General features: G+C 71.2%; 27 protein-coding genes. 21 read left to right on the top strand and 6 right to left on the bottom strand.

The genetic code is table 11. The annotated features are described in order from the left end of the window. Positions 1–22 precede the first annotated feature (22 nt). The gene (locus IE318_RS33780) at positions 23–835 is read right to left on the bottom strand and encodes an AAC(3) family N-acetyltransferase (protein ID WP_189906480.1); all 813 of its coding nucleotides are present in this window, start codon (positions 833–835) and stop codon (positions 23–25) included. A 161-nt stretch (positions 836–996) separates the two neighbouring features. Here IE318_RS33780 and IE318_RS33775 point away from each other — a divergent pair, with 161 nt between their 5' ends. From IE318_RS33775 to IE318_RS33730, 10 genes are all read left to right on the top strand, one after another. Continuing rightward, positions 997–1749 (top strand): helix-turn-helix transcriptional regulator, encoded by a 753-nt coding sequence (locus tag IE318_RS33775; protein ID WP_030182255.1) that lies wholly within the window; start codon positions 997–999, stop codon positions 1747–1749. Continuing rightward, the gene (gene sufB, locus IE318_RS33770; RefSeq protein WP_030182249.1) at positions 1746–3167 is read left to right on the top strand and encodes a Fe-S cluster assembly protein SufB; all 1422 of its coding nucleotides are present in this window, start codon (positions 1746–1748) and stop codon (positions 3165–3167) included. Before IE318_RS33775 ends, sufB begins: the two co-directional genes overlap by 4 nt. A gap of 60 nt (positions 3168–3227) precedes the next feature. Further along, a complete protein-coding gene (gene sufD, locus IE318_RS33765; RefSeq protein WP_189906478.1) occupies positions 3228–4412 on the top strand; it encodes a Fe-S cluster assembly protein SufD in 1185 nt (394 codons plus the stop codon). Then, on the top strand, positions 4409–4732 hold the full coding sequence (locus tag IE318_RS33760; RefSeq protein WP_030182245.1) for a non-heme iron oxygenase ferredoxin subunit: 324 nt from the start codon (positions 4409–4411) through the stop codon (positions 4730–4732). The genes sufD and IE318_RS33760 overlap by 4 nt, the downstream gene beginning before the upstream one ends. Positions 4733–4739: 7 nt before the next feature. Next, positions 4740–5504, top strand: coding sequence for a Fe-S cluster assembly ATPase SufC (sufC, locus tag IE318_RS33755; protein WP_030182243.1), 765 nt, complete (start codon positions 4740–4742; stop codon positions 5502–5504). Continuing rightward, positions 5501–6757: a cysteine desulfurase gene (locus IE318_RS33750; protein ID WP_030182240.1), complete on the top strand. Its 1257-nt coding sequence runs from the start codon at positions 5501–5503 to the stop codon at positions 6755–6757. Before sufC ends, IE318_RS33750 begins: the two co-directional genes overlap by 4 nt. 21 nt (positions 6758–6778) lie before the next feature. Further along, the gene (gene sufU, locus IE318_RS33745) at positions 6779–7240 is read left to right on the top strand and encodes a Fe-S cluster assembly sulfur transfer protein SufU (protein ID WP_030182236.1); all 462 of its coding nucleotides are present in this window, start codon (positions 6779–6781) and stop codon (positions 7238–7240) included. After that, positions 7237–7569: a metal-sulfur cluster assembly factor gene (locus IE318_RS33740; protein ID WP_030182234.1), complete on the top strand. Its 333-nt coding sequence runs from the start codon at positions 7237–7239 to the stop codon at positions 7567–7569. Before sufU ends, IE318_RS33740 begins: the two co-directional genes overlap by 4 nt. 107 nt (positions 7570–7676) lie before the next feature. Beyond that, complete coding sequence (locus IE318_RS33735; RefSeq protein ID WP_030182230.1) at positions 7677–7997, top strand: DMT family transporter; 321 nt, start codon at positions 7677–7679, stop codon at positions 7995–7997. Next, complete coding sequence (locus IE318_RS33730; protein WP_189906476.1) at positions 7997–8596, top strand: TetR/AcrR family transcriptional regulator; 600 nt, start codon at positions 7997–7999, stop codon at positions 8594–8596. The genes IE318_RS33735 and IE318_RS33730 overlap by 1 nt, the downstream gene beginning before the upstream one ends. Here IE318_RS33730 and IE318_RS33725 read toward each other — a convergent pair. Further along, positions 8523–9458, bottom strand: a complete 936-nt coding sequence (locus IE318_RS33725; RefSeq protein ID WP_189906474.1) for a winged helix-turn-helix transcriptional regulator — start codon at positions 9456–9458, stop codon at positions 8523–8525. The two genes, IE318_RS33730 and IE318_RS33725, sit on opposite strands and share 74 nt — an antisense overlap. Before the next feature lie 118 nt (positions 9459–9576). Here IE318_RS33725 and IE318_RS33720 point away from each other — a divergent pair, with 118 nt between their 5' ends. Next, positions 9577–10806, top strand: coding sequence for an MFS transporter (locus IE318_RS33720; protein ID WP_107473518.1), 1230 nt, complete (start codon positions 9577–9579; stop codon positions 10804–10806). A gap of 490 nt (positions 10807–11296) precedes the next feature. Then, complete coding sequence (gene dapD / locus IE318_RS33715) at positions 11297–12286, top strand: 2,3,4,5-tetrahydropyridine-2,6-dicarboxylate N-succinyltransferase (RefSeq protein ID WP_189906472.1); 990 nt, start codon at positions 11297–11299, stop codon at positions 12284–12286. A gap of 106 nt (positions 12287–12392) precedes the next feature. Here the strand turns inward: dapD and IE318_RS33710 are convergent, their stop codons facing one another. Continuing rightward, positions 12393–13064, bottom strand: coding sequence for a response regulator (locus IE318_RS33710; protein ID WP_189906471.1), 672 nt, complete (start codon positions 13062–13064; stop codon positions 12393–12395). Continuing rightward, a complete protein-coding gene (locus tag IE318_RS33705) occupies positions 13039–14211 on the bottom strand; it encodes a sensor histidine kinase (protein WP_229903919.1) in 1173 nt (390 codons plus the stop codon). Before IE318_RS33705 ends, IE318_RS33710 begins: the two co-directional genes overlap by 26 nt. A gap of 181 nt (positions 14212–14392) precedes the next feature. On the opposite strand from IE318_RS33705, the gene IE318_RS33700 reads away from it, so the two are divergent. The 3 genes from IE318_RS33700 (at position 14393) to IE318_RS33690 (ending at position 17368) form a co-directional block, all read left to right on the top strand. Then, entirely contained in the window at positions 14393–14608 is a 216-nt protein-coding gene (locus IE318_RS33700) for a hypothetical protein (RefSeq protein WP_189906469.1), read from the top strand. 4 nt (positions 14609–14612) lie between these two features. After that, positions 14613–16796 carry an MMPL family transporter gene (locus IE318_RS33695; protein ID WP_189906467.1) on the top strand — a complete coding sequence of 728 codons (2184 nt, stop codon included), beginning with the start codon at positions 14613–14615 and terminating at the stop codon, positions 16794–16796. A gap of 323 nt (positions 16797–17119) precedes the next feature. Continuing rightward, positions 17120–17368, top strand: a complete 249-nt coding sequence (locus tag IE318_RS33690; protein ID WP_189906465.1) for an SCO4226 family nickel-binding protein — start codon at positions 17120–17122, stop codon at positions 17366–17368. A 78-nt stretch (positions 17369–17446) separates the two neighbouring features. Here IE318_RS33690 and IE318_RS33685 read toward each other — a convergent pair whose 3' ends face one another. Beyond that, the gene (locus IE318_RS33685; protein ID WP_189906463.1) at positions 17447–17962 is read right to left on the bottom strand and encodes an HAD domain-containing protein; all 516 of its coding nucleotides are present in this window, start codon (positions 17960–17962) and stop codon (positions 17447–17449) included. A 32-nt stretch (positions 17963–17994) separates the two neighbouring features. Further along, positions 17995–18912, bottom strand: coding sequence for a 4-hydroxy-tetrahydrodipicolinate synthase (dapA, locus tag IE318_RS33680; RefSeq protein ID WP_189906461.1), 918 nt, complete (start codon positions 18910–18912; stop codon positions 17995–17997). A 245-nt stretch (positions 18913–19157) separates the two neighbouring features. Between dapA and IE318_RS33675 the strand changes: the two genes are divergently transcribed. The 6 genes from IE318_RS33675 (at position 19158) to IE318_RS33650 (ending at position 22740) form a co-directional block, all read left to right on the top strand. Further along, a complete protein-coding gene (locus IE318_RS33675) occupies positions 19158–19298 on the top strand; it encodes a hypothetical protein (RefSeq protein ID WP_189906459.1) in 141 nt (46 codons plus the stop codon). Then, positions 19295–20140, top strand: a complete 846-nt coding sequence (locus IE318_RS33670; RefSeq protein ID WP_189906457.1) for a hypothetical protein — start codon at positions 19295–19297, stop codon at positions 20138–20140. Before IE318_RS33675 ends, IE318_RS33670 begins: the two co-directional genes overlap by 4 nt. A gap of 53 nt (positions 20141–20193) precedes the next feature. Then, positions 20194–20631, top strand: coding sequence for a phage holin family protein (locus tag IE318_RS33665; protein WP_189906455.1), 438 nt, complete (start codon positions 20194–20196; stop codon positions 20629–20631). Beyond that, complete coding sequence (locus IE318_RS33660; protein WP_189906453.1) at positions 20628–21215, top strand: DUF3618 domain-containing protein; 588 nt, start codon at positions 20628–20630, stop codon at positions 21213–21215. Before IE318_RS33665 ends, IE318_RS33660 begins: the two co-directional genes overlap by 4 nt. A gap of 180 nt (positions 21216–21395) precedes the next feature. Further along, positions 21396–21992 (top strand): ArsR/SmtB family transcription factor, encoded by a 597-nt coding sequence (locus IE318_RS33655; RefSeq protein WP_030182203.1) that lies wholly within the window; start codon positions 21396–21398, stop codon positions 21990–21992. A 13-nt stretch (positions 21993–22005) separates the two neighbouring features. Then, a complete protein-coding gene (locus IE318_RS33650) occupies positions 22006–22740 on the top strand; it encodes an SRPBCC family protein (RefSeq protein WP_189906451.1) in 735 nt (244 codons plus the stop codon). Positions 22741–22742 lie beyond the last annotated feature (2 nt).

Genomic DNA, 22742 nt, shown 5'->3' with positions numbered 1-22742 from the left:
GTCTAGGGACGCGCCGGACGGATCAGGCGGCCGGGTGCGGGAAGTCCTCCTCACGGGGACGGTGCACGGCAAGCCAGCGCTCGGCGTACGCCACCGCGTCCGCCAGCGGGAACAGGCGCGCCCCCGCCGCGCCCACCGTCCCGCGTGCCACCGGACGGTCCCGTTCGAAGTCGTGTCCCAGTTCGTCGAAGCGTTCGGAGGTGATGGACACCTCGGTCACCACCTCCCAGCCGTGCGGCCCCGGCCGGCCCAGCTCGACGAGCGGTGACGGGATCCGGTACTCGGCCAGGTGGAAGCAGGTGCAGGCGTCGTATCCGGCGCCCAGCAGCAGCACGCGGGCGCCGGCGGCCTCCAGCCGGGCGAGCGGGCTCCGCTCCCCGAGCCGGCAGTCGGCGGCGTGGCCGTCCACCATCTCCGCCGCGCGTGGCCCGAGGGCCGCGAACGACGTGTGCGGGTGGGCGCTGCGCCGCGCGCCCGGCCAGGTGCGGACGGTCTCCGGGATCACGCCGACCCCGAGCGACGGCGTGATCCGGGGGTCGTAGGCGGGCATCGTGGCGCGGATCGTGTCCCACCACTCCCGCGGCACCGGGGGTCTGCTCCACCCCGCCGGGTCGGTGAGGCTGCCGGTCTGGGTGGGGACCACGAGCGTGCCGTCCGGGCCGAGGGCGTCGAGCAGCCCCTGGACGACCGCGACGGGACCGCCGCAGACCCAGCCGAGCGAACTGAGGGAGGAGTGGACGAGGAGGATCTCGCCGGGGCGTACACCGAGCGCGCGCAGGTGCTCGGCGATCATGGTCCGGGTGACAAGAGGGCCGGTCACGGGGGGTGTGGGCATGGTCCGGCAGTGTGGTGCACGGTGGCGGGCGGTGCCACCCGTTTGAGCGATCGGCAATCGTTTCCGCAGGTCGGATTAGGTTTGCCTAAGTGACGCAGGGCACCGTCCGCCCGGACCGGCGCCGCTTGTCAGGCTCTCGGGAATTACGCAACAATGGCGTTGTGAAAAACGTCGGCGAGGCTCGGGAGACCCCCACGGGGGCCCCTCAGGAGGAGCTCGCGGCCGGGATGCGCTCGGATCGGTCCACGCGCAACCGGGTCGCGCGGTCCATCCTGGACCACGGCCCGTCGACCGTCGCCGAACTGGCCGGCCGGCTCGGGCTCACCCAGGCGGCCGTGCGGCGCCATCTGGACGCCCTGGTCGCCGACGACGTGGTGGAGGCGCGCGAGCAGCGGGTGTACGGGGCGCGGACACGCGGCCGGCCCGCCAAGGTCTTCGCGCTGACCGACTGCGGCCGGGACGCCTTCGACCAGTCGTACGACGCGCTCGCCGCGGACGCGCTGCGCTGGATCGCCGAGCGAGAGGGCGGGCAGAAGGCCGTCGCCGCCTTCGCCCGGGCCCGGATCGCCGCGCAGGCGAGCGCGTACCGCAAGGCGATCGAGGGCGTCAGCCCCGACAAGCGGGCCGAAGCGCTGGCCAAGGCGCTGAGCAGGGACGGGTACGCTGCTACGGCGCGCAGCGCGCCCCTCCCGCAGAAGGGCGAGCAGCTCTGCCAGCACCACTGCCCGGTGGCGCATGTCGCGGAACAGTTCCCGCAGCTGTGCGAGGCGGAGACGGAGATCTTCGCCGAGCTGCTGGGAACCCACGTCCAGCGGCTGGCGACCATCGCCCACGGCGACGGCGTCTGTACGACGTTCATCCCCCAGATTTCCACTGACGCATCTGCAAGCACGGCCGGGAGGAACCCCGCATGACTCTCCCCACGGAGACTGCTCACCCCGAACTCGAGGGCCTGGGCAAGTACGAATACGGCTGGGCCGACTCCGACGTGGCCGGTGCCTCCGCCAGGCGCGGCCTGAACGAGGAGGTCGTCAAGGACATCTCCGGGAAGAAGTCCGAGCCGGAGTGGATGACCAAGCTCCGCCTCAAGGGCCTTCGGCTCTTCGAGAAGAAGCCCATGCCGAACTGGGGCTCGGACCTGTCGGGGATCGACTTCGACAACATCAAGTACTTCGTGCGCTCCACGGAGAAGCAGGCGGAGTCCTGGGAGGACCTCCCCGAGGACATCAAGAACACCTACGACAAGCTCGGCATCCCCGAGGCGGAGAAGCAGCGTCTCGTCGCCGGTGTCGCGGCCCAGTACGAGTCGGAGGTCGTCTACCACCAGATCCGCGAGGACCTGGAGGAGCAGGGCGTCATCTTCCTGGACACCGACACCGCGCTGAAGGAGCACCCGGAGCTCTTCAAGGAGTACTTCGGCACGGTCATCCCGGCCGGTGACAACAAGTTCGCCGCGCTGAACACCGCCGTGTGGTCGGGTGGCTCCTTCATCTACGTCCCGCCGGGCGTCCACGTGGAGATCCCGCTCCAGGCCTACTTCCGGATCAACACCGAGAACATGGGCCAGTTCGAGCGGACCCTGATCATCGTCGACGAGGGTGCCTACGTGCACTACGTCGAGGGCTGCACCGCGCCGATCTACAAGTCGGACTCGCTGCACTCCGCGGTCGTCGAGATCATCGTCAAGAAGAACGCCCGCTGCCGCTACACGACCATCCAGAACTGGTCGAACAACGTCTACAACCTGGTCACCAAGCGCGCCGTGGCCTACGAGGGCGCGACCATGGAGTGGATCGACGGCAACATCGGCTCCAAGGTGACGATGAAGTACCCGGCCGTCTACCTGATGGGTGAGCACGCCAAGGGCGAGACGCTGTCCATCGCCTTCGCCGGCGAGGGCCAGCACCAGGACGCGGGCGCCAAGATGGTCCACATGGCGCCGAACACGTCGTCCAACATCGTCTCGAAGTCCGTGGCGCGCGGCGGTGGCCGTACGTCCTACCGCGGTCTGATCGAGATCGGCGAGGGCGCCGCCGGATCGAAGTCGAACGTGCTGTGCGACGCGCTGCTGGTCGACACCATCTCCCGGTCGGACACCTACCCGTACGTCGACGTCCGCGAGGACGACGTGTCCATGGGCCACGAGGCCACGGTCTCCAAGGTCTCCGAGGACCAGCTCTTCTACCTGATGAGCCGCGGCCTGAGCGAGGACGAGGCCATGGCGATGATCGTGCGCGGCTTCGTCGAGCCGATCGCCAAGGAGCTGCCCATGGAGTACGCGCTGGAACTCAACCGGCTGATCGAGCTGCAGATGGAGGGTGCGGTCGGCTGACCGCCGCCGCAGGACCCCCGTCAAGCCCTTACGCAACGGAAAGCGAGCATTACGACAGCCATGGCTGAGGCCCAGAACATCCCCGTGGGTTCCACCACCGCGGGCTCGATCGCGGTCGCCGCCGAGTCGACCGTCGCCACGCGCATGAGCGCGCCCCCGTCCTTCGACGTGGCGGACTTCCCGGTCCCGCACGGCCGCGAGGAGGAGTGGCGGTTCACCCCGCTGGAGCGGCTGCGCGGCCTGCACGACGGCACCGCCACCGCCACCGGCACCGGAGTGAAGGTGGACGTCCAGGCCCCCGAGGGCGTCACCGTCGAGACCGTCGGCCGCGACGACGCCCGGCTCGGCCGGGCCGGCACGCCGGTGGACCGCGTCGCCGCCCAGGCCTACTCCTCCTTCGAGCAGGCCTCGGTCGTGACCGTCCCCAAGGAGACCGTCCTCACCGAGCCGATCCGCGTCGCCGTGCACGGCGAGGGCGGGGTCGCCTACGGCCACCAGATCATCGAGCTCGGGGCCTTCGCCGAGGCCGTCGTCGTCATCGACCACACCGGTGACGCGGTGCTCGCCGCCAACGTCGACTACGTCCTGGGCGACGGTGCCAAGCTGACCGTCGTCTCCGTCCAGGACTGGGACGAGAAGGCCGTCCACGTCGCCCAGCACAACGCGCTGGTCGGCCGGGACGCCTCCTTCAAGTCGGTCGTCGTCACCTTCGGCGGTGACGTGGTCCGGCTGCACCCGCGCGTGACCTACGCCGGCACCGGCGGCGAGGCCGAGCTGTACGGCCTGTACTTCACCGACGCCGGGCAGCACCAGGAGCACCGCCTGCTGGTCACCCACAACACCCCGCACTGCAAGTCCAACGTCGCCTACAAGGGCGCGCTCCAGGGCGACGAGGCGCACGCCGTGTGGATCGGTGACGTGCTCATCGAGGCCAAGGCCGAGGGCACGGACACCTATGAGATGAACCGCAACCTGGTGCTGACCGACGGCGCCCGGGTCGACTCCGTGCCGAACCTGGAGATCGAGACCGGCGAGATCGTCGGCGCCGGACACGCCTCCGCCACCGGCCGCTTCGACGACGAGCAGCTCTTCTACCTGATGGCCCGCGGCATCCCGGAGCACGAGGCCCGCCGCCTGGTGGTCCGCGGCTTCTTCGCCGAACTGGTCCAGCAGATCGGTGTCAAGGACATCGAGGAGCGCCTGCTCGCCAAGATCGAGGAAGAGCTGGAGGCGTCGGTCGGATGAGCGCCGCCTTCGTACGCGTCTGCGGGCTGAGCGAGCTGGAGGACGACACCCCCAAGCGGGTGGAGATCGACGGCACGCCGATCTCGGTCGTCAGGACCGAGGGCGAGGTGTTCGCCATCTACGACATCTGCTCGCACGCGAACGTCTCGCTCGCCGAGGGCGAGGTCGACGACTGCCACATCGAGTGCTGGCTGCACGGCTCGCGCTTCGACCTCCGCTCCGGCAAGCCGGACGCCCTGCCCGCGACGCGCCCCGTCCCCGTATACCCCGTCAAGATCGAAGGGGACGACGTTCTCGTCTCCCTCACCCAGGAGTCCTGAGGCACCCATGGCAACGCTTGAAATCCGAGACCTGCACGTCACCGTCGAGGCCGACAACGCCACGAAGGAGATCCTCAAGGGTGTCGACCTGACCGTGAAGCAGGGCGAGACGCACGCCATCATGGGCCCCAACGGCTCCGGCAAGTCGACCCTCGCCTACTCGCTCGCGGGTCACCCGAAGTACACGATCACCGGCGGCACCGTGCTGCTCGACGGCGAGGACGTCCTGGAGATGTCCGTCGACGAGCGCGCCCGCGCGGGCCTGTTCCTGGCGATGCAGTACCCGGTCGAGGTTCCCGGCGTCTCCGTCTCCAACTTCCTGCGCACCTCCGCCACCGCGATCCGCGGCGAGGCCCCCAAGCTGCGCACCTGGGTGAAGGAGGTCAAGGAGACCATGGAGCGGCTCCACATGGACCCCTCCTTCGCCGAGCGCAACGTCAACGAGGGCTTCTCCGGCGGTGAGAAGAAGCGCCACGAGATCCTCCAGCTCGAGCTGCTCAAGCCGAAGATCGCGGTCCTCGACGAGACGGACTCCGGCCTGGACGTCGACGCCCTGCGGATCGTCTCCGAGGGTGTGAACCGCGTCCGCGAGACCGGCGAGGTCGGCACGCTGCTGATCACGCACTACACGCGCATCCTGCGCTACATCAAGCCCGACCACGTCCACGTGTTCGCTGGCGGCCGCATCGTCGAGTCCGGCGGTCCCGAGCTCGCGGACAAGCTGGAGAGCGAGGGCTACGAGGCTTACACGAAGGGTGGCGCATCCGAGTGACACAGCTGCCGGGCCTCCTCGACACCGAGGCGATCCGTAAGGACTTCCCCGTCCTGGACCGACTGGTCCACGACGACAGGAAGCTCGTGTACCTGGACAACGCGGCGACCTCGCAGAAGCCGCGTCAGGTGCTGGACGCCCTGAGCGAGTACTACGAGCGCTACAACGCCAATGTCCACCGCGGTGTGCACGTGCTCGCCGAGGAGGCCACGGCGCTGTACGAGGGCGCGCGCGACAAGGTCGCCGCGTTCATCAACGCGCCGAGCCGCGACGAGGTCGTCTTCACCAAGAACGCCTCCGAGTCGCTCAACCTCGTGGCGAACATGCTCGGCTGGGCCGACGAGCCCTACCGGGTGGACTCCGACACCGAGATCGTCATCACCGAGATGGAGCACCACTCCAACATCGTTCCCTGGCAGCTGCTGGCGCAGCGCACGGGCGCGAAGCTGAAGTGGTTCGGCCTCACCGACGACGGCCGTCTGGACCTGTCCAACATCGACGAGATCATCACGGAGAAGACGAAGATCGTCTCCTTCGTGCTGGTGTCCAACATCCTCGGCACCGTCAACCCGGTCGAGGCGATAGTGCGCCGCGCCCAGGAGGTCGGCGCGCTGGTCTGCGTCGACGCCTCGCAGGCCGCCCCGCACATGCCGCTGGACGTGCAGGCCCTGCAGGCCGACTTCGTGGCCTTCACCGGCCACAAGATGTGCGGCCCGACGGGCATCGGCGTGCTGTGGGGCCGCCAGGAGCTCCTGGAGGACCTCCCGCCCTTCCTGGGCGGCGGCGAGATGATCGAGACGGTGTCGATGCACTCGTCGACGTACGCCCCCGCCCCGCACAAGTTCGAGGCGGGCACCCCGCCGATCGCGCAGGCGGTCGGTCTGGGCGCGGCGATCGACTACCTCAACGCCATCGGCATGGACAAGATCCTCGCCCATGAGCACGCGCTCACCGAGTACGCGGTCAAGCGCCTGGCGGAGGTCCCGGACCTGAGGATCATCGGCCCGACCACGGCCGAGGACCGAGGAGCCGCGATCTCCTTCACCCTGGGCGACATCCACCCGCACGACGTGGGCCAGGTCCTCGACGAGCAGGGCATCGCGGTCCGGGTCGGCCACCACTGCGCCCGCCCGGTGTGCCTGCGCTACGGAATTCCTGCGACCACGCGAGCGTCGTTCTATCTGTACTCCACGCCGGCCGAGATCGACGCACTGGTCGACGGCCTGGAGCACGTACGGAACTTCTTCGGCTGACGGGACGGGACGAGCGATCGCATGAAGCTGGACTCCATGTACCAGGACGTCATCCTGGACCACTACAAGAACCCGCACGGGCGTGGTCTTCGGGATGGCGACGCCGAGGTGCACCACGTGAACCCGACGTGCGGCGACGAGATCACCCTTCGCGTGAAGTACGACGGCACGACGATCAAGGACGTCTCGTACGAGGGCCAGGGCTGCTCCATCAGCCAGGCCTCGGCCTCCGTGCTCAACGAGCTCCTCGTCGGCAAGGAGCTCGCCGAGGCGCAGAAGATCCAGGAGACCTTCCTGGAACTGATGCAGTCCAAGGGCAGGATCGAGCCCGACGACGCGATGGAGGACGTCCTGGAGGACGCGGTCGCGTTCGCCGGGGTGTCCAAGTACCCGGCCCGGGTCAAGTGCGCCCTGCTGAGCTGGATGGCCTGGAAGGACGCGACGGCCCAGGCACTGGACGGCGCCGAAAGGAAGACGGCATGACCGACACCGCAGAACTGAAGCCGGTCTCCGAGGAGGAGCTCCGCGAGGCCCTGATGGACGTCGTCGACCCGGAGCTGGGCATCGACGTCGTCAACCTCGGCCTGATCTACGGCATCCACATCGACGAGTCGAACATCGCGACCGTCGACATGACCCTGACGTCGGCGGCCTGCCCGCTGACGGACGTCATCGAGGACCAGGCCAAGTCCGCCACGGAGGGCCTCGTCAACGAGCTGCGCATCAACTGGGTCTGGATGCCGCCGTGGGGTCCCGACAAGATCACCGACGACGGCCGCGAGCAGCTGCGCGCGCTCGGCTTCAACGTCTGACGGAAGTTCAACGTCCGACGCACGAAAACGGCGAGGTCCGCACGGACCTCGCCGTTTTCGTCCCGCCGATATGTACGCCCGTACACAACACTCGTTAGGCTCCCGCCATGGGATATGTGATGCTCGCGGGCGCCATCACCGCCGAAGTCGCCGCCACGACGGCCATGAAGTACAGCGACGGCTTCAGCAGACTCGGACCGTCCCTGGTCACCCTCGTCGGCTACGTACTGTCCTTCTTCCTGCTGGCCCAGACCCTCAAGAGCGTCGCCATCGGCACGGCCTACGCCATCTGGGCCGGAATCGGCACGGCGGCCGTCGCCGCGCTCGGCCTGGTCCTCTTCGGGGAGGGCCTGAGCACGGCCAAGGTCGCCGGGATCGTGCTGATCATCGGCGGAGTGGTGGTGCTGAACCTGGGCGGAGCCCACTGATGGCCCGCCGCTACGACCCAGAACGCCGGCAGCGGATCATCGACGCGGCGATCCGTGTGGTGGGACGGCAGGGCATCGCCGGCCTGAGCCACCGCTCGGTCGCGGCGGAGGCCGACGTCCCGCTGGGCTCCACGACGTACCACTTCGCCACCCTGGACGACCTCCTGGTCGCCGCGCTGCGCCAGGCGGAAGAGGGCTTCGCCAAGGCGGTCGCGACCCGCGGCGGGCTGACCGACCCGCACACGGACCTGGCCACGGAACTCGCCGGCCTGATGGGGGAGTGGCTGGCGGGCGACCGCACCGGCGTCGAGCTGGAGTACGAGCTCTACCTCGCCGCCCTGCGCCGCCCCGCCCTGCGCCCCGTGGCCGCCGAGTGGGCCGAAGAGCTGGCCGCCCTCCTGTCCCACCACACCGACCCGCTGACGGCGCGGGCTCTGGTGGCCCTGATGGACGGCATCTGCCTCCAGGTACTGCTCACGGACACGCCGTACGACGAGGACTACGCGCGCGAGGTGCTCGCCCGGGTCATTCCACCGGGTCCGTCCGCTCGCCCTTGCCCGAAACGTCCTCGTCAGGGTCCCCCTGGTTCAGACGCCTGACCGTCTCGAGGGCCGCGTCGACACTGCCCGCCACGTCCGTGATCGGGTACTGCACGCTCCGTACGACACGCTCGCGGTCGACGACCAGGGTGAGCCGCTTGAGGCGGCCGGTACCGGCCGCGCGGAACGTCGGCAGGCGCAGGGCGGCGATCAGGGACAGGTCGGCGTCGGACAGCAGCGGAAAGCCGAGCCGCTCCTTCGCCGCGAACGCCCGCTGCTCGTCCGGGCGTTGGGTGGAGACACCGTGCACCGTGGCGCCGGCCGCGGCGAACTCGGCGAGCCGGTCGCGGTAGGTGCAGGACTCCAGGGTGCAGCCGGGGGTCCCGGGGATCTCCGACCAGCCCGGAGGGTAGGCGTCGGCGCGGGCGTAGGCGCCGGGGAAGCAGTAGAGGACGGTGTACGGGGTGTGCGCGGCGACCGGGTCGCGCGCCGTCCCCTCGGCGTCCAGCAGTTTCAGCTCGGGAATCCGGGTTCCCGCCAGTTCGTGGACCCGCCGGGCCTCCGCGGAGGCCTCCTCGGCCGTCGCGGTCGTGCGGCCGTCGCCCAGGATCCAGGCGTCCCCCCAGTCCTGGAGGGCGACGAGGACGGGCAGCAGGGCGCGACCGCGGGCGGTGAGGTGGTACTCGTGGCGCACGGGCCGCTCCTGGTACGGCACCCGGGTGAGCACGTCCGCCTCGACGAGGAGGCGCAGCCGCTCGGTCAGCACCTTGCGGGACAGGCCGAGTTCGCGTTGCAGCTCGTCGAAGCGGCGTACGCCGCGCGCCGTGTCGCGCACGATCAGCAGGGTCCACCAGTCGCCGACGACGTCCAGGGCCTGCGCGATGGCGCAGGTGGCGTCCTCAAGGCTCGTCCTGCGGGCCATGACCCTCGTCCCTTCGTCCGTCAGCACGTTGACCCGAGGCTGCCATGCTGACATAGTCAGTTCCCAAAAGGAACTCACTCGGTCACTCGGTCGCGGGTGTGGGCACGGAGGGGGACGGGTGCGGACGCTGCGGGAAGTACCGCGGACGGTGTGGCTGCTGGCCGCCGGAACGTTCGTCAACATGGTGGTGAGCGTCGGGTTCGTCTACCTGTTCCTCTATCTGACCGGGCCGCGCGGGCTGGGCGTGGGCGAGGCGGGGCTGCTCAGCGGAGCCGGGGGAGTGGGGCTCGTCGCGGGCAACTTCACCGGCGGCTGGTACGGGGACCGGCTCGGGCACCGGCGGGTGCTGCTGGCCTCGGCAGCCGCCTCCGGACTGCTGCTGGCCGCCGTGCCGGTGCTCCCGACCACCGCGCTGTTCCTCACGCTGCCCCTGTGCGAGTACGCCTCCGGGGTGCAGCGCGCCGCCAACTCCGCACTCGTCGCGGCCATCGTGCCCGAGGGGGCCCGCCGGCCCGCGTTCGCCGTGGTGCGGGCCGCGGCCAACGGGGGGTTCACCGTCGGCCCGGTGCTCGGCGCACTGGTGGCCACCCGGTTCTCCTACGACTGGCTGTACGTCGCCGACGGGCTCGGCAGCCTCGCTCTCGCCTGCTGGACCGCCCGGGTGGTGCCCGCCCACGGGATCCGGCGGGTCCGCAAGGGCCATGACGCGGGCGGCGTGTGGCCGCAGCTCCGGGCGCGGCCGGCCGTGCTGGTGCTGCTGGCGGCGATCGTCGTCATCGACGTCGTGTACCGGCAGCAGTACTCCACCTTCCCGGTCTTCCTCGCCGACCACGGCATGGACACCCGCCTGTACGGTTCCCTGCTCGCCGTCAACGGCGGCGTCCTGCTGTGCCTGGAACTGCCCACCGCGCTCGCGCTGCGCCGCCGCTCGCCCCTGCCCGTCGTCGGCTGCGGGCTGCTGCTCGTCGCCGCGGGCTTCGGCGCGCTGCTCCTCGGCGCCGCGACCACCACCGCCGTCGTGGCGATGACGCTGCTCACCCTGGGCGAGCTGCTCTACAAGACCACCGCGACCGCCTACGTCGCCGACCAGGCACCGGAGCATGTCCAGGGCCGCTTCCAGTCCCTGTACGCCGGCGTGTCCATCAGCGGCATGGTGCTGGCCGCGCCCCTCGGCGGTGCACTGTACGCCGCGGCGCCAGAACTCCTCTGGCCGCTGTGCACGGCCTTCGGCGCGGCGGCCGGCTGCGCGGTGCTGGCGGCCGGCCGACTGCGGACGCCCGCGCGCGGCCAACGACGCGACCGACACCCCACCCCGGAACACGCGGCTGAGCCCGCGCCTGGTGCCTGAGGCGTGCTTCCACACCCTCACACGGTGGCGTGCACGCGACGGCCGTCCGACGGTGTGCCGGTGCCCGTCGCCTGGCGGGGGTCCTGCCACCCGGTGCCTGACAGATCGCTTCGCCCCCGTCATGTCACAGCGTTCGTGGCGGCACCTGAGGGGTCCTGTCGGCCGTAGGTGTCACAGCGCTCGTGCCCGCCATCCGACGGGCCCTCGTGCTTGCCGTCTGCCCAGTACCCGCGACCTGACGGAAATCTCGCGCCGGTCACCTGGCGAGGCGCTTGCCGCGCGTGGCCTGACCCGGACCTCGCGCGCGTGGCCCGGGCGGGTCCTCGCGCGCGTCGCCCGGCGGCTTTGGCGCGCGCCCACCAACCCGGCCGCTCCGCCTCCCGCCCCCGGCGGCTCCAAGGCGCACGCCCCCGGCCCGTCCGCCGCCCGCCACCTGAGACGCAGCCCCACTGGTTCGCCTCCCCGGCCCCCCGCCGGTTAGGTTTCCCCTATGACCGACACGACTGCTCTTCGCACCACCGGCGCCGTGGCCGCCGGGCTTGCCACGATCGCCTCCGACGGCACCGTTCTCGACACCTGGTACCCCGCGCCCGAGCTGACGGACGAGCCCGGCCCGGCCGGTACCGAGCGGCTGTCCGCCGAGCGGGCCGCGGAGCTGCTCGGCGGCGGCGCGGCCGCGGCGATCGGCCCGGACGCCCGCCGTGGCGTCGAGGTGGTCGCGGTCCGCACGGTCATCGCCTCGCTCGACGAGAAGCCGCTCGACGCGCACGACGTCTACCTCCGTCTGCACCTGCTCTCGCACCGCCTGGTCAAGCCGCACGGCCAGAGCCTGGACGGCATCTTCGGCCACCTCGCCAACGTCGCCTGGACGTCGCTCGGCCCGGTCGCCGTCGACGACATCGAGAAGGTGCGGCTCAACGCCCGCGCCGAGGGCCTGCACCTCCAGGTGACCTCCATCGACAAGTTCCCGCGCATGACGGACTACGTCGCCCCCAAGGGCGTGCGGATCGCCGACGCCGACCGGGTCCGCCTCGGCGCGCACCTCGCCGAGGGCACCACCGTGATGCACGAGGGCTTCGTCAACTTCAACGCCGGCACCCTCGGCACCTCCATGGTCGAGGGCCGCATCTCCGCCGGCGTCGTGGTCGGCGACGGCTCGGACATCGGCGGCGGCGCCTCCACCATGGGCACGCTCTCCGGCGGCGGCAACGTGATCATCTCCATCGGCGAGCGCTGCCTGGTCGGCGCCGAGGCGGGCGTGGGCATCGCGCTCGGCGACGAGTGCGTCGTCGAGGCCGGCCTCTACATCACCGCGGGCACTCGCGTGACCATGCCCGACGGCCAGATCGTCAAGGCCCGCGAGCTCTCCGGCGCCTCCAACATCCTCTTCCGCCGCAACTCGGTCACCGGCACGGTCGAGGCCCGCCCGAACAACGCGGTCTGGGGCGGCCTGAACGAGGTCCTGCACAGCCACAACTGACCACGGGCGGCCGTGACGTGCGGCCGCCTTCAACGTAGGGTCTCGCGCACGCGCGACGAGTGGTGGACCTGCTGCAGGTGACTCCCGGCCGGCGGCAGGCGTGGTTTCAGTCCGTGAGCCAGCCGGGGCTGACCATGCGGTACTCGTAGGCCATGACCACGACCTGGGACCTGTCCCGGGCACCGAGTTTGGCCATGATGCGGCTGACGTGGGTCTTCGCGGTCAGTGGGGAGACCACCAGTTGCCTGGCGATTTCGTCGTTGGTGCGGCCGGCGGCGATCAGCCGCATGACTTCCCGTTCGCGGCTGGTCAGTGCGTCGAGGCGCTGATCGGGTTCACGTGCGTTGTCCGGGCGGTCGGCGAATTCGGCGATGAGCCGGCGGGTGACGGAGGGGCTGATGAGCGCGTCGCCTCGCGCGGCGACACGCACCGCGTGCAGGAGTTCGGCCGGTTCGGTGTCCTTGAGGAGGAAGCCCGTGGCGCCGGCGCGCAGGGCCCCGTAAACGTACTCGTCGAGGTCGAAGGTCGTCAGCATCACCACCTTCACTGCCGCCAGTTGCTCGTCGGCGGCGATGCGGCGGGCGGCCTCGAGGCCGTCCATGCCGGGCATGCGGATGTCCATCAACACCACGTCGGGCCGCAGTTCGCGGCAGGCGGCGAGGGCGGCGCGCCCGTCGGCGGCCTCGGCGGCCACGTGCAGGTCGTCCTCGTCGTCGAGGATGCCGCGGATCCCCGCACGCAGGAGGCGCTGGTCATCCGCCAGCAAGATCCTGATCATCAACTGCTCCGCCGATCGGCTCGTGGTGATCCGAGAACGGTAGCCGGGCCCGGACGGCGAACCCGCCCGCAGGGCCGGGCCCGGCGTTCAGTGTTCCGCCCAGGGCGCGTGCCCGTTCGGTCATGCCCGCGATGCCGCTGCCGTGTCCGGTGCGGGCCGCGCCGTGACCGTCGTCCGTGACGCAGAGCGTCACTTCCCGCTCGCCGTGGTGGATGTCGACGACGACGTGCCGGGCGCCACTGTGCCGGACGGCATTGGTCAGCGATTCCTGCACGATGCGAAAGGCGGCGAGGTCCACCGCTGCGGGGAGCGGCGGTGCGCGGACGCCGCTCCGCACGATGCGTACGTCCAGGTCCGCACGGGTTGCCGAGGAGATCACCTCGTCGATCCGGGACAGCCCCGGTGAGGGCGTGGTCGGAGCTTCTTCGTCGACCTGACGCAGTACACCCAGCGTGGCGCGCAGGTCCTGCAGGCCGTCCTTGCTGCTCTGCTTGATGGCGGTCAGCGCTTCTTGTGCCAGGTCGGGGTTCTTCGGCAGCCGGTGCAGGGCGGAGGACGCCTGTACGTGGATCACCGACATGGTGTGGCCGATGACGTCGTGCAGTTCGCGGGCGATGCGCAGTCGCTCCTGGGTGGTGCGGAGTCTGGCGTGTTCCTCGGCGTAGGCGAGCCGGTCGTGGCGCATCGCGCCCAGCGCCACCACCGCGACCAGCCAGCCCGTCAGCATGAAGACCGCCGTGCCGGTGACGTCACCTGTGCCGACGAGCGCGCCCGCGCCCACGCCGATGACCATGACCGCGGCCAAGGCGACCGACACCTGGATCCGCCCCCGGGCCGCCAGCGCGTACAGCGCGGCGATCGGGATCACCACCAGCGGGCCGTCGACCGTGCTCAGCAGGTAGTAGGCGCCCGTGCCGAGCACCGTGAACCAGCCCACCGCGACCGGGTGGCGGCGGCGCAGCAGCAACGCCGCACACACCGCCACAGCCAGGAACCAGGAGCCGATCACCGAGGCGTTCGCGTCCCGGTCCGAGCCAAGGCGCTGCCCCTCGGCCACCCCCGTCAGCACCAGTACGAGCCCGGCGAGCGCCATGTCGGCACGCGGACCCGTGGGCAGGCGAAGGCGGGTGACATCGAGGTGCGGCACTGCTTCATTCTGCCCGGAGCGCGATGCCACCTGGCGTTGTATGTCCCTGTTTGCGTCGAGGGTGCGTGCTGGAGGAGTACGTGGCGGCCGGGACGTACATCCGCTGGTGTACGTCCGCCTCCGCCGACTGTAAGCCGTGGGCCGACGCTCGCGCCCCGGGGCCGCCAGCACGATCGAGGGCATGTCGTCGTCCTTCGCCCCCACCCGGAGCAGTGCCGCTGTCGTCGGCGCGCTCGTGGGTGCCGCTGCCGGGATTCTGCTGGTCACCGCTGCCGGGACTTTCTCGATCACGGTCAGTGGTGCGTTCGCCGGCCTTGCACTCGGTGTACCCGCGCTCGCCGGAGCGGTCGTGGGCGTGGTGGTGACTTCAGGCAACGCTCGCTCGAATCCGAGGTAGGCACATGTCTTCCCCCCGCGGCTCCGCCGCGCCCCTCGCCCCGTCCCCGCCACGGGCCGACACATCCGCACCCGTCGGCCGGTTCGGCGCCCTGGCCGGCTGGGCGCAACGTCATCGCTGGGCCGCCCTTGTGCTGTGGGTGGCTGTCGTGGCCGCCATCACGCTGGGTTCCACCGCGGCCGGTTCCGCGTACAAGAACGACTTCTCGCTGCCGGGCACCGATTCCCAGGCGGCCGCCGACCTGTTCAAGAAGCACGGCAGTGACCAGGCCGGCGACAGCGTCGAGATCGTCTTCAAGGACACCGCAGGCGTCGAGAGCGCCCAGGGCAGAGTCGAGCCGATGCTGGCCGAGGTGAAGCAGATGGCGGGGGTCGCCGACGTGCGCAGTCCCTTCGCCGATGCCTCGGCGGTGTCCAAGGACGGCACGATCGCCTACGCGTCCGTCACGCTGGTCGGCAAGACCGAGGAGGTCCCCAAGGAGGACGTCGCCAAGGTCATCGACGTCGCGCAGAGCATCGCCACCGAACACCTCCAGGTCGAGGTGGGCGGCGAGGCCGCGCGCAACGCGGAGGACCAGTCGGCGCCGACCGCCGAACTCGCCGGTGTCGTGGCCGCGCTGGTCATCCTGGTGCTGCTGTTCGGCTCGCTGCTCGCGGCCTCGCTGCCGCTGCTCACCGCGCTGTTCGCGGTCGGCGGCGCCATCGGGTTGATTGCCCTGGCCTCGCACATCTTCACCGTCGCCGACTTCACCCCACCGATCCTGATGCTCGTCGGCCTGGGCGTCGGCGTCGACTACGCCCTGCTGATCTTCTACCGCTACCGCCATGAAATCCTCGCCGGGGTTCAGCCCGCCGAGGCCGGCCGCAAGGCCCTCGACTCCGCCGGACGCACGGTCTTCTTCGCCGGATGCACGGTCATCGTCGCCCTCCTGGGCCTGGTCGCCCTCGGGCTCGGCTCCCTGCAGGGCATCGCCCTCGCGGTGGCCATCACCGTCCTGGTCACCATGGCCGCCTCCCTGGTCCTGCTGCCCGCTCTCCTCGCCCTGTTCGGCGAACGCACCCAGCGCCATGTACTCGAACAGCAGGCCAAGACCACGAAGAAGGGCAAGACCGAAGGCAACCGCTGGCGCGCCATGGCACGCGCCGTGCAGCGCCGTCCAGTCCCGACCCTGCTGGTCGGCGTCATCGCGCTCCTGGCCCTGTCCGCACCGGCCCTCGGCATGCGCCTGGGTTTCGCCGACTCCGGCAACGATCCCAAGAACACCACGTCCCGCCACGCCTACGACCTGCTCGCCGAGGGCTTCGGCCCCGGATTCAACGGTCCGCTCGTCGTCCTGGTCAAGGGCGATCAAGAAGCGGGCAGAACCGTCCAGGCAAAGCTCGCCACCACCGACGGCGTCGCCGAGGCCAGTCCCGCGATCCCTTCACAGGACGGCGCCCTGTCCACCGTCTTCGTCTATCCGACGACCTCCCCGCAGGCCGAGGGAACCGTGGACCTCGTCCACCACCTGCGCGACGACGTGGCCCCGCCCCTGGAGCACACCACCGGAGCCGAGGTGTTGGTCGGCGGTGCCACCGCCGCCTCCCAGGACGTCTCCGAGACACTCGCCAACCGGCTGCCCCTGTTCGTCGCCGTCGTGGTCGGTGTCTCCTCGCTCCTGCTCCTGCTGGTCTTCCGGTCCATCTGGATCCCCATCAAGGCCGCCATCCTGAACCTGCTGTCCATCTCCGCCGCGCTCGGCGTGATCACCCTGGTGTTCCAGCACGGCTGGTTCGGCGCCCAACCGGGTCCCGTCGAAGCCTTCATCCCAGCACTGATCTTCGCGATCGTCTTCGGGCTCTCCATGGATTACGAGGTCTTCCTCGTCTCGCGCATCCACGAGGAGTGGACGCGCACCAAAGACCCCTCACAATCCGTACGCGAAGGACTCGCTGCCACCGGCAAGGTCATCACCGCCGCCGCGGCCATCATGATGTTCGTCTTCGGAGCGTTCGTCCTCAGCTCCGACCGCATGCTCCAGCAGTTCGGGCTCGGCCTGGCCGTAGCCATCCTGCTCGACGCCGTGGTCATCCGCTGCCTGATCGTTCCCGCCGTCATGCAGATGCTCGGCAAGTGGGCCTGGTGGCTGCCCGCACGGCTGGCCCGCAAACTGCCCAAGGTGTCCATCGAACGCCCCGAGCACTGCTGACCAACGGCCCGACACAGCCCGGATCGTCGACGATCTGCGACAGGTAGTCCTGTTCGTACCAGGCGCGCCACTGCCCGAGGCGGGTGGCGGTGCGCCTGGTCCGGCGGTATCGGGGCGGGCTCCAGTCGACGGGATGCCGGGACAGCAGGTGGATGGCGTGCGCTGTGCTGGTCACGGGTGCCCGCGACCCGCGGCTGCCCCGGCGGTCAACGGCCTGGTCGCCGTCACGGTCGTACGGGGACAGGATGGAGATGACGGAACTGGCCCAGCGGACTCGGCGGCGCCGAACGCCGGGACGCGGCTGTGGAAGGAGATGCGCCGCCATGCCCCAGTTCATGGATGTCCACCACGGGATGAAGGGCATCTCGGCCGACCAGCTGATGCAGGCACACCAGGCCGATCTTGCCATCGAGGACGAAGAAGGCGTCCACTTCGAGAAGGCCTGGGCGGACCCGGAGTCCGGCACGGTCTACTGCCTCTCCGAGGCTCCCTCGGCCGAAGCGATCCAGCGCGTCCACGAACGTGCCGGTCACCGGCCCGACGAGATCCACCCGGTTCCCCTGACCGCGTGACCGGGGCACCCGCCTGCGACCACTCCTGGAAGCGGAGGACGAACCGCAGGCGGGGCCCCGTGCGGACGGACGCCCCGTTCACGTCGTCGTGTCGCGACGCAGCGAGTCCGCGAACCTCGCGAGCGCCGTGAAGTCCGGCCTGCGCAGACCCACCCTCGGGTCCACGTGATGCAGCAGGGCAGGGCCGGGATGCTCGGCCGTCACGTACGCGGTGTCCGCCGGGGTCTGCTCGTCGTCCACCCAGGCGAAGGGGCGGCCCGCCGCGTACGCCACGATCGCCTCCGTCTTCCAGTGGACGCCGTCGGGCCGGAAGGCGAACAACCCCTCGCCGAAGTCGACGTACGGAAGTTCGGGCAGGCCGAGGACCGGGGCGAGCCAGCGGTTCGCGGCGTCCATCCAGGTGGTGGCCCAGCACAGGTCGTAGCCCAGGTCCAGCAGCGCCGGGCCGTGCGAGGGGTTCAGCCAGACCCGCAGCACCCGGCCCGGGTGCAGTGCCACCCGGATCGTCGTGTAGCCCTCGGGGCGCCGCTCCGGCTGGGCCGCCCACGGGTTGAGGGGGCCGTCGACGTCGAGGAACAGCAGCGGGCGGCTCACGAGGCCACCTTACGGCTCGGCCCACCCCACGCTCAGCTCACGGGCGCGGGCGCCGACAGGCGCTCGTAGGCGGCCCGCAGCGCCTCGACCGTCTCCCGGCCCGCGGGCCGCAGCGGTGCGCGCACCGGGCCCGCGGGCAGCCCGAGCGCGCCGAGCAGCCCCTTGACGGTCACGGTGCCGGGCAGCCCGGAGGCCATCGTCAACTCCACCAGCTCGATGGCCCGTTGCTGCAACCGCGCCGCCAATGCGGTGTCGCCCGCGTCGAACGCGTCCAGGACGGCACGCAGTTGGCGCGGTGCCGCGTTCGCGACCGTGCTGACGTATCCGGTGCCGCCGACCGCGTACAGGGCGAGGATGTGCTCGTCGCAGCCGGCGTAGAACGCCAACTCGGTGCGGGCCAGCAGCTTCTGGACGCCGAGGAGGTCGTAGGAGCAGTCCTTGACCGCCACGATCCGGGGGTGTTCGGCCAGCCGGAGCATTGTCTCGGGCTCGATGCGGGTGCCGGTGCGGCCGGGGATGTCGTACAGCACGACCGGCAGGCCGGAGGCGTCCGCGACCGTGCGGAAGTGCTCCTCCACGGCGTCCTGCGGCGGCCTGCTGTAGTACGGCGTCACCACCAGGACCGCGTCGGCGCCCGCCTTCTCGGCCGCCAGGGCGAGTTCGACGGTGTGCCGGGTGTCGGCCGTGCCCACGCCCGCCACGATCGAGGCCCGTTCCCCCACGGCCTCGCGCACGGCCCGGATCAGCGCCGTCTTCTCGGCGTCCGTCGTGGTCGGCGACTCGCCCGTCGTGCCGCTCAGGACCAGGCCGTCGCAGCCCTCGCGCACCAGCCGGTCGGCGAGCCGCTGGGCGCCGTCCAGGTCGAGCGCCTCCGAGTCGGCGGTGAAGGGCGTGATCATGGCGCACAGAGCGCGGCCGAGGGGCGGGGCGGAAGCGGCTGCGGTTGTCATGAAGGCAGTGTCGGCGACCGCACTCTGAAGCTCCACTTAATTCTTCTACGGAAATCCGCTAAGTGATGCTGCACAATGCCGTGCAATGCCATGCGGTGCAGTGCTGCGCAACGCGGCGCGGTGAAGCTCCACGCTCGGGACGGCGCCCGCTCAGGACAGCGCCTCTCCGGCGCCCTGTGTCCAAGTCGCCCGTCATGCGTCACCATGGGCATGAGGTCCCCGACGGGCAGCTCATGGGAGGCGTCATGAAGCTCGGCAAGGCACTGGCCACCGGAGTCGCGGAGGAACGGCAGCAGCCGCGGGTCGCCGAGGAGGAGATCGAACGTCCCGAGGAGATCCAGGAGCCGCAGGCCGCCGCGCCCGAAGAGGTCCCGGCCGCCCGATGAGGCTGCGGCTGCCGACGGAACGCCCGACGGAGCCGCCGACCGGTTTCAAGATCGCTCACCCGGTGCTGTCCCAGGACGGCACCCGGGCCGGTTTCACCGGAGTGTCGCTCGGCGGCGCGCTGCCGTACGGCGTCGTCGCCGACGCGGGCTGCGTCTACGGCCGCCGGCACCGTCCGCCCTCCCGGCTGTGCGACTGCGGCTTCCACTGCGTGCACGAACGCACGGCGGCCGAGGCGCTGCTGTGCACGGCCGAGCACCGGTCCGCGGTGCTTCTCGAGGTGTCGGTGCTGGGCGCCTACATCCGCTTCGAGCGCGGCTTCCGCTACGCCCGCCAGCGGGTGCGGACGATGACGGTCGGCCCGTGCGCGTGCGGCGCGCCCGCCGTCGCGCTGGCCGACGCGGGCTGGGGCAGACCCGGACTGCGGGCCCTGGCCGCCGCGTGCGCGGCCTGCGTGCGCGGGCGTACCTCCGTGACCCCCGCGAGCTTCGCCCGGCTGGCCGGGGACGGGCTGCGGGCCGTGACGGACAGTGCGCTGGGCGGCGCGGCCCTCGGTGACGTGCCGTCGGCACCGGGCGTGGGCACGGGAGCGTCCGGTGCGGTGGGCGCGGGCCTGGGCCCGGGCGGGGCGCAGGCGCCCGGTGTCGCCGGTGCGGACGGCGTACCCGAGGCACTGACCACGCCCGACGGACCGACCACACCCGAAGGACTCGGCGCGCCCCAAGAGCTGGGCGTGCCCGAACTCGTCGCGGAGGCGGCCCTGTTGCAGGCGCGGCTCGACTGGTTCCAGACCCAGCTGGCCCGGCTCGGCGAGCGCGGGACCGGACCGGCGGGCCACGGGTAGCGGGGGCGCCCCTGGGTACCCGGGTGTTCCGGACCGAGAGGAGGAGGGACACCGTGACCGGGACCATCGAAGCCAGACCTGCGCGCGAGCTGCACCACCCGGTGGGCGACCGCTCGGTGGGCGAGCTCGTGCACCAGGCCACCGAAGACCTCTCCCTGCTCGTACGGCAGGAAGTGGCCCTCGCCAAGGAGGAGCTGACCGCGAAGGGCCGGCGTATGGGGCGCGGTGGCGGGATGCTGGGTGCCGCGGGCGCCGTCGCCTACGTCGGACTGATCGCGCTCGCCGGCACGGCGGTCGCCGCACTCTCTCTGGCGCTGCCCGTGTGGGCCTCGGCGCTCATCGTGACGGGTGCCCTGTTCGCGATCGCGGGTCTGCTGGCCGTGGTCGGCCGCTCCCAGTTGCGGCGAGCCGGACCGCCCATGCCGCGGCGCACGATCGGCAGCGTCAAGGCGGACGTCGAGGAGATCAAGGAAAGGGCGCACCACCGATGACGGACAGGACGCAGGGCACGGGCGGCGCACCGAGGCGGGTCCTCGGCGCCAAGGGCCCCGACGAACTGCGCGCGCAGATCGAACAGACCAGGAGCCGGCTCGGCGACACCGTCGAGGAGCTGGCGGCCAGGGCCGATGTGAAGGGCCGGGCCAAGGCGCGCGCCGCGGATCTGCGCGACCGGGCCGGGGCGATGACGGTCGGCCTGCGTGGCACGGCCGCACAGGCCGGGCACCGCGCGCAGGAGAAGGCGACCCTGGTCGGCCACAAGGCGCAGGAACGGGTCGGCGTGGTCGGGCACAAGGCGCAGGAACGGGCCGGCGTGGCCGGGCACAGGGCGCAGGAGCGGGCCGTCCTGGTGGGGCACCGCACCCAGGAGAGGGCCATCCAGGTCGGGCACCGGGCGCAGGAGAAGGCCACGTCGATGGGGCACAGGGCCGAGCAGGCGGTCCCCGGACCCGTGACCGACGCCGTCCAGGCCTGCCGGCGCAACCCGCGGCGCGTGATGATCGCGGGCGCGGCCTGCGCGGCGGCGGTGGCGGCGGCGCTGCTGGTGCGTCGGTACAAGCGCAGGACATGCCAGTAGGCCTGGTAGGGCTTCCTTCAAGGGATGCCGCCGCCCTCCACCGGACCCGGTGGAGGGCGGCGGCCTTTCCGCGGCCGGTCGGGCCGGACGGGCGGCGCGCACCCGGAGAGCCACGCCGAGAGCCACACCGAAAACTCAAACCGTCTGGACAAAAAAAGTTTTCGGTGGGACGGTGGACCCATGCTGGACGTGACCGTGATCGAGGACCCCGAGGCGGCGGCCGTCTCCCTGGACCCCGTCCGGGCCCGGCTGCTCGCCGAACTGGCGGCCGGACCCGCGTCGGCCGCCATGCTGGCCGGACAGGTCGGCCTGCCCCGGCAGAAGGTGAACTACCACCTCAAGACGCTGGAGCGGCACGGCCTGGTCGAACTGGCCGGTGAGCGCCGCAAGGGCAACGTCACCGAGCGGCTGATGCGCGCGACCGCCGCGTCGTACGTCATCTCGCCGCTCGCGCTGGCCGCCGTGCAGCCGGACCCGGACCGCTTCCGCGACCAGCTTTCCGCGCGCTGGCTGCTCGCCCTCGGCGCCCGGCTGGTGCGCGACGTCGGCGCGCTGATCACCGGTGCGGCCAAAGCCCGCCAGCGGCTGGCCACGTACGCGCTGGACGGCGAGGTGCGCTTCGCCTCGGCCGCCGACCGGGCGGCCTTCGTCCAGGAACTGACGGCGGGCGTGAGCGCCCTGATCCGCAAGTACGACGCCCCGGACGCCGAAGCCGGGCGCGACCACCGGATCGTCGTGGCCGTCCACCCCACCCTCAAGGCAACCGAGCAGGACTAGTCAGGAGCCCGCCATGTCCAAGGAATTCGAGATCGCCCGCGAGTTCGAGGTCGACGCCACCCCGGAGCAGGTGTGGGAGGCCGTCACCACCGGCACCGGAGGGTATCTGTGGCCGATGGAGCCGCCCGAGCCCCGGGTCGGCGGCAAGGGCCCCTTCGGGTCCAAGGTCACCGCGTGGGACCCGCCGCACCGCTACACCAACCGCGTGGAGGACGTCGAGGGCATCTCCGAGCAGACCCTCAACCAGCTCGACTACACGATCGAGCCCCGCGACGAGGGGCGACGGGCCTGGGTGCGGTACGTGCACAGCGGCATCTTCGTCGACGACTGGGACAACCAGTACGACGGCGCCGCCAAGCACACCGACTTCTATCTGCACACCCTGCGGGAGTACCTGGTCCACTTCGCGCCCCGGCCGGCCGCGTTCGCCACGTTCGACGGGCCCGAGGCGTCGAAGGCCGCCGACGCCCTCGCCGTGGTCGGGCGGGCGCTCGGGGTCGGCGAGGACGTGGCGGCGGGCACGCGGCTGACCGTCCGGGGGCCGGACACGTTCGAGGCCGTGGTCGACTTCCGCAACCCGTACTTCATCGGACTGCGCACGGACCGGGGCCTCACCCGCGTCTTCGGGCGCAACCACTGGGGGCACCCGGTCGGCATCTCCCTGCACGACTTCACACCCGGCACCGACATCAAGGAGTGCGAGGCCGCCTGGCAGGACTGGCTGAACGGCGTGTTCAGCCAGTCCTGAAC

It is taken from the genome of Streptomyces spiralis, assembly GCF_014654675.1.
Taxonomy (GTDB): Bacteria; Actinomycetota; Actinomycetes; order Streptomycetales; family Streptomycetaceae; genus Streptomyces; species Streptomyces spiralis.
Note: the sequence above shows the minus strand (reverse complement) of the source record. Positions and strands in the feature narration are given on the sequence as shown.